Here is a 5,573-nt window from a genome sequence, read left to right as displayed (position 1 = left end):
ATGCCTCGGGCGGGTTGGGCAGGACGCCCAACCCCGGTCTTGCCGTGTGCGCAGGACAGCGCACACGAGCAAGGCGCGACCGAGCCTCCATGGACGGATTCACGGCGTCCCCCGCCACCGGACCCACCCGCCATCCCACGGAATGCCAGCTTTTGACGTTGCTCTGGCTCCGGCTTCGGCGGGTGCAGGGCGCCGCCCTGCCGAGCAACACCCCCTCGTGCACAATGGGCCGACCCCGCCTGGACCCCGTCCTGATGTCGAGCAAGCCGTATTCAGAAGCCTGCGAGCGCAACCGCGAACCGATCGCCGCCGCACTCGATCCGTGGATGGGTGACCGCCACCGGGTGCTGGAAGTCGGCAGCGGCACCGGCCAGCACGCCGCCTTCTTCGCCGAGCGCTGGCCGTGGTTGCGCTGGCAGCCCAGTGATCACCCGGATCATCTCCCTGGCATCGAGGCATGGCGTGCCGAAGCAGCCTTGCTGAATCTGCTGCCGCCGCTGGCGCTGCAGGTGGAACTGCCGCCGGCACCCGGCCTGTCGCTACCCGAGGGCAGCGCGTTCGACGCCGGGTTCAGCGCCAACACGCTGCACATCATGAGCTGGGACCACGTACAGGCGCTGTTCGCCGCGCTGCCACCGGTGCTGCGCCATGGCGCGCTGCTGGCGGTGTATGGGCCGTTCAATTACGGCGGCCGCTACACCAGCGACAGCAACGCACAGTTCGATGGCTGGCTGAAGGCGCGCGACCCGCGCAGCGGTATCCGCGATAGCGAAGCGGTGCAGGCGCTGGCGGCAGACAACGGCTTCACCCGCCTGGGTGACGTGGCGATGCCGGCCAACAACCGGCTGTTGCTGTGGCGGTTGGGCTGAACCGCCGGTAGTGCCGGCCAGCGGCCGGCACCACCTTCAAGCGACCTGCACGATATGCAGCGCCTTCGGATTGCGCCACTGCGCCAGCAGCGCCGCTTCACGCGCCTTGGCCTGTGCGAAATGCGCTTCCTTGACGTGGCCGAAGCCGCGGATGTGCTCGGGAATGCTGGCGATTTCCACCGCCAGCGACAGACGATCATCCTCCAGGCCGTCCAGCAGCACCTGCACCGTCGCCTCGTAATCAGCAATCAGCTGGCGCTCCATGCGGCGCTCTTCAGTGCGCCCGAACACGTCGAGCCGGCCGCCGCGCAGGAACTTCAGCTTGGCCAGCAGGCCAAACGCCTTGAACATCCACGGGCCGTATTCCTTCTTCAGCAACCGGCCCTGCTCGTCCTTCTTCGCGAACAGCGGCGGTGCCAGGTGGAAGCGCAGCTGGTAGTCGCCCTCGAACTGCTGTTGCAGGCGCCGCTGGAAGTCGCCGCTGGTGTACAGGCGGGCCACTTCGTACTCGTCCTTGTAGGCCATCAGCTTGAACAGGTAGCGGGCTACGGTCTCGGTCAGCGCGGTGGAACCGCCGATGCGGTCGGCCTCAGTGGCGCGCACGCGTGCCACCAGATCACGGTACCGCTTGGCGTAGGCGGCATCCTGGTACTCGACCAGGAACGCGGCGCGCCGTTCGATCATTTCATCCAGCGAGCGCGACAGGCGCGCGTCGTCCAGCGGCAGGAAGGCCACGTCGCCACCGTGCGAGGGCAGGCCGCGCAGTTCGCGTTCGTCGGCCGTGTTGCGCGGTGCCGCGGTGGCGCCCCACTCGTTGCCTTCCCACTCGCCCGGCGGCAGCGCGTGCAGCGGGCCCGGGGTGGATTCGGTATCGGTGTGGCGGTTGCGCACCAGGCCGGCGGCCTGCTGCACGGCCTGCGGATCGACCACGGCCAGGCGGCCCCAGGCGAACGCCTGCTGGTTCATCGCCACGGCGGCGCCATTCAACTCGATGGCGCGCATCAGCGACTCGAACGACAGCGGCACCAGGCCCTGCTGCCAGGCGTAGCCGAGGATGAACAGGTTGGCGGCGATGGCATCGCCCAGCAGCGCGGTGGCCAGCTGGGTGGCATCGAGCAGCAGCGGTTCCTGGCCGCCCAGGGCCACGCGCACGCCGGCGACGATGTCGGCGGCGGGGAACTGCATGTCCGGGCGGGTGGTGAAGGTGCCGGGCATCGCTTCATAGGTGTTCAGTACTACCTGCGAACGGCCCGCGCGGACCTTGGACAGTGCCCAGTAGTCATTCACCACCACCATGTCGCAGCCCAGCACCAGGTCGGCCTCGCCGGCGGCGATGCGCACGGCATGGATGTCGTCGGGGCGGCGAGCGATGCGGATGTGGGTGGTCACCGCGCCGCCTTTCTGCGCCAGTCCGGTCTGATCGAGCACGGTCGCGCCCTTGCCTTCCAGGTGGCCGGCCATGCCCAGCAGCGCGCCGATGGTCACCACGCCGGTACCGCCGACGCCGGTGATCAGGATGTTCCAGGGCTGTTCCAGCGTGCCGCGGATGGTCGGTGCCGGCAGGTTGTCCAGCAGCGTGGAGGCATCGCGCTTGCTGCCCTTGCGCGGCTGTCCACCGTGCACGGTGACGAAGCTCGGGCAGAACCCGTTCACGCAGGAGTAGTCCTTGTTGCAGTTGGACTGGTCGATCTCGCGCTTGCGCCCGAACTCGGTTTCCTTCGGCAGCACCGACACGCAGAAGCTCTTCTTGCCGCAGTCACCGCAGCCTTCGCAGACCAGCGAGTTGATCAGCACACGCTTCTGCGGGTCTTCCAGCTTGCCGCGCTTGCGACGGCGGCGCTTCTCGGTGGCGCAGGTCTGTTCGTAGATCAGGATCGAGACGCCCTTCACTTCGCGCAGGCGCTTCTGCACGGCATCCAGCTCGCTGCGGTCGTGGAACTCCACGTCGCTGGGGAAGTGCTCACGCTGGCCGGTCCACTTGCCGATGTTGTCCGACAGCACCACGATGGTGTGGATGCCTTCGGCGCGCATCTGCCGTGCAATGTCGGGCACGCTCAGCGGGCCGTCCACCGGCTGGCCGCCGGTCATCGCCACCGCATCGTTGTAGAGGATCTTGTAGGTGATGTTGACGCCGGCCGCGACTGCCTGGCGGATCGCCAGCGAACCACTATGGAAATAGGTGCCGTCGCCCAGGTTCTGGAACACGTGCGGGGTATCGGTGAACGGCGCCTGCCCGGCCCAGGTCACGCCTTCGCCGCCCATGTGGGTGAAGGTGTCGGTGCTGCGGTCCATCCAGGTCACCATGTAATGGCAACCGATGCCGGCCAGCGCACGCGAGCCTTCCGGCACGGTGGTGGAGGTGTTGTGCGGGCAGCCGGAGCAGTAATGCGGCACGCGCGGGAAGCTGGCGCGCGGCAACGCAAGCTCGGCTTCCTTTTCCTGCATCCACTGCAGGCGCTGTTCGATCGATTCGTTGTTGAAGAACTTCTGGATGCGGCGGCCGATCACGCCGGCGATGGTGGCGGGGGTAAGTTCGCCGGTGGACGGCAGGATCCACTCGCCGCTTTCGTCGTACTTGCCGACGATGGACGGGCGCTGGCCCCAGCTGGCCGGCCAGTTGAAGAACTGTTCCTTCATCTGGCGCTCGATGAAGGCACGCTTTTCCTCCACCACGATGATGTCTTCCAGGCCCTGCGCGAAGCGCGCGATGCCTTCCGGCTCCAGCGGCCAGGTCATGCCGACCTTGTACACGCGGATGCCGATGTCGGCGCAGGCGGCTTCGTCCAGGCCCAGGTACTCCAGCGCCTGCAGCACGTCCAGGTAGCTCTTGCCGGTGGTGACGATGCCCAGCCGCGCGCGCGGTGCGTCCATCACCACCTTGTCGATGCCGTTGGCGCGGGCAAAGGCCTGTGCGGCCTTCACCGCATAGCGGTGCAGGCGCATCTCCTGGTCCATCGGCGGGTCCGGCCAGCGGATGTTGAGGCCCCCGCCGGGCAGCTCGAAGTCTTCCGGCAGCACGATGCGGCGCGCCAGCGGATCGACCTGCACCGAGGCCGATGATTCCACCGTTTCGGCGATGGTCTTGAAGCCGACCCAGCGCCCGGTATAGCGGCTCATCGCCCAGCCGAGCAGGCCCATGTCGAGGATGTCCTGCACGCCGGCCGGGTTCAGCACCGGCATCATCGCGCTGACGAATTCGTCTTCGCTGCCGTGGGGCAGGGTCGAGCTGCGGCAGGCATGGTCATCGGCAGCCAGCGCCAGCACGCCGCCGTAGCGCGAGGTGCCGGCCGCGTTGGCATGCTTGAACACGTCGCCGCAGCGGTCCACGCCCGGGCCCTTGCCGTACCACATGCCGAACACGCCCTGCACGTTGGCGCCGGGGAACAGGTTGGTCTGCTGGGTGCCCCACACCATGGTGGCGCCCAGATCCTCGTTCAGGCCAGGGGTGAACTTCACCTTCGCCGCTTCAAGATGCTTGCGCGCGCGCCACAGTTCCAGGTCGAAGCCACCCAGCGGGCTGCCACGATAGCCGCTGACGAAGCCGGCGCTGTCGATGCCTTCGGCGGCATCGCGCAGGCGCTGCATCAGTGGCAGCCGCACCAGCGCCTGCACGCCACTCAGGTAGATCCGCCCCTCGTTGCGGGTGTACTTGTGGTCGAGCGTGTAATCACGGTCGAGCAGGTCGGCGGAAGAGGGCGAAGTGAGTTGCGCGGTACTGGTCATGGCTGGCCCGGTAGGATCGGCTGGCACCGGCCGCGTGCAGGCACGCGGCGGGAAAGGCGCGAATTGTAGCAGCGGGGCCGTGGTGGTCCCGGCACTCGCGCCCGCGCCGCTGCTGGGGTTAGGATCGGGGCGAGAGAGGGAGGCTGCGGTTGTGCAGCCTGGGGAGAAGGGATGTCAGTTCCAGGAAAGATCCTGGCCAGCGTTCTGCTGGCCTCGGGAGCGGTCACGGCGTGGGCCGCGCCGGCCATGCCGGCACCACAGGAGTTCTACTTCGACAGCGACTTGGCGGCGGCACCGATGGTGGCGATGCAGGGCGAGGGCGATGAGCTGGTCACCCAGCTGGTGAGGCTGCGCGAGCGCGGCCGGCGAGCGGTGGAAGCCACCGTGCAGCTGGCTTCAATGGCCAGTACCCAGGGCCGTGCCGAGCTGGCCGACCAGCTGTACGGCGAGGCTTTGAAGGAGGCGCCGGCACAGAGCAGCGCGGGCCGCAGCGTGCGCTGGAACTATGGCTGGGACCTGCTGCGCCAAGGCAAGCCGGAGGCAGCGCTGGAGCAATGGCTGTCATCGGCCGGCAATGCGCGCAGCAAGCCCAGCTGGGTGCCACCGACCTATGCGCTGGCGCTGTGGCGGATGGGGCAGAAACAGGAAGCGGTGCAGTGGTATGCCGCGGCGGTGCGTACCGAGCCGTCGCAGTGGAGCACCAGTGCCAACTACGCACAGCTGCTGCCGCAATGGCGCGATGATGAGCGTGCGTCGTTGGCCGAAGTGCAGCAGGCCTGGGCGGCCGCACCGCCTGCGTGGCCCTGAGGTTGGGGGTTCGGCCGGGTTGCACCCGGCACCCGCAGAGGCAACGGCCGAAGCAACAGCCCAAGCAACAGCAACAGCGGGCATTTCGCGGGATGGCGGGGCGGTGTGGGTTGGCAGGACACGCCGTAAACCCGTCCCTGGGGGCTCGATGGCACCATCCATGGCGCCAACGGT

General features: G+C 68.1%; 3 protein-coding genes. 2 read left to right on the top strand and 1 reads right to left on the bottom strand.

Translation table 11 applies throughout. The features are described 5' to 3' along the window. Nucleotides 1-254 precede the first annotated feature (254 nt). Nucleotides 255-869 (top strand): DUF938 domain-containing protein, encoded by a 615-nt coding sequence (locus QRO91_RS21625; RefSeq protein ID WP_049427800.1) that lies wholly within the window; start codon nucleotides 255-257, stop codon nucleotides 867-869. Nucleotides 870-905: 36 nt separating this feature from the next. On the opposite strand, the gene QRO91_RS21620 is transcribed toward QRO91_RS21625, so the two are convergent. After that, complete coding sequence (locus QRO91_RS21620; protein ID WP_049427798.1) at nucleotides 906-4,592, bottom strand: indolepyruvate ferredoxin oxidoreductase family protein; 3,687 nt, start codon at nucleotides 4,590-4,592, stop codon at nucleotides 906-908. A 171-nt stretch (nucleotides 4,593-4,763) separates the two neighbouring features. Between QRO91_RS21620 and QRO91_RS21615 the strand changes: the two genes are divergently transcribed. Next, entirely contained in the window at nucleotides 4,764-5,399 is a 636-nt protein-coding gene (locus QRO91_RS21615; protein WP_049427797.1) for a lipopolysaccharide assembly protein LapB, read from the top strand. The last annotated feature ends 174 nt before the right edge of the window (nucleotides 5,400-5,573 follow it).

Source organism: Stenotrophomonas maltophilia group sp. Smal32 (assembly GCF_030237085.1).
Classification (GTDB): Bacteria; Pseudomonadota; Gammaproteobacteria; order Xanthomonadales; family Xanthomonadaceae; genus Stenotrophomonas; species Stenotrophomonas maltophilia_Q.
Note: the sequence above shows the minus strand (reverse complement) of the source record. Positions and strands in the feature narration are given on the sequence as shown.

Coding starts and splice junctions, on each gene's coding strand:
- QRO91_RS21625 (WP_049427800.1), top strand. CDS start 255: ATGTCGAGCAAGCCGTATTCAGAAGCCTGCGAGCGCAACCGCGAACCG.
- QRO91_RS21620 (WP_049427798.1), bottom strand. CDS start 4,592: ATGACCAGTACCGCGCAACTCACTTCGCCCTCTTCCGCCGACCTGCTC.
- QRO91_RS21615 (WP_049427797.1), top strand. CDS start 4,764: ATGTCAGTTCCAGGAAAGATCCTGGCCAGCGTTCTGCTGGCCTCGGGA.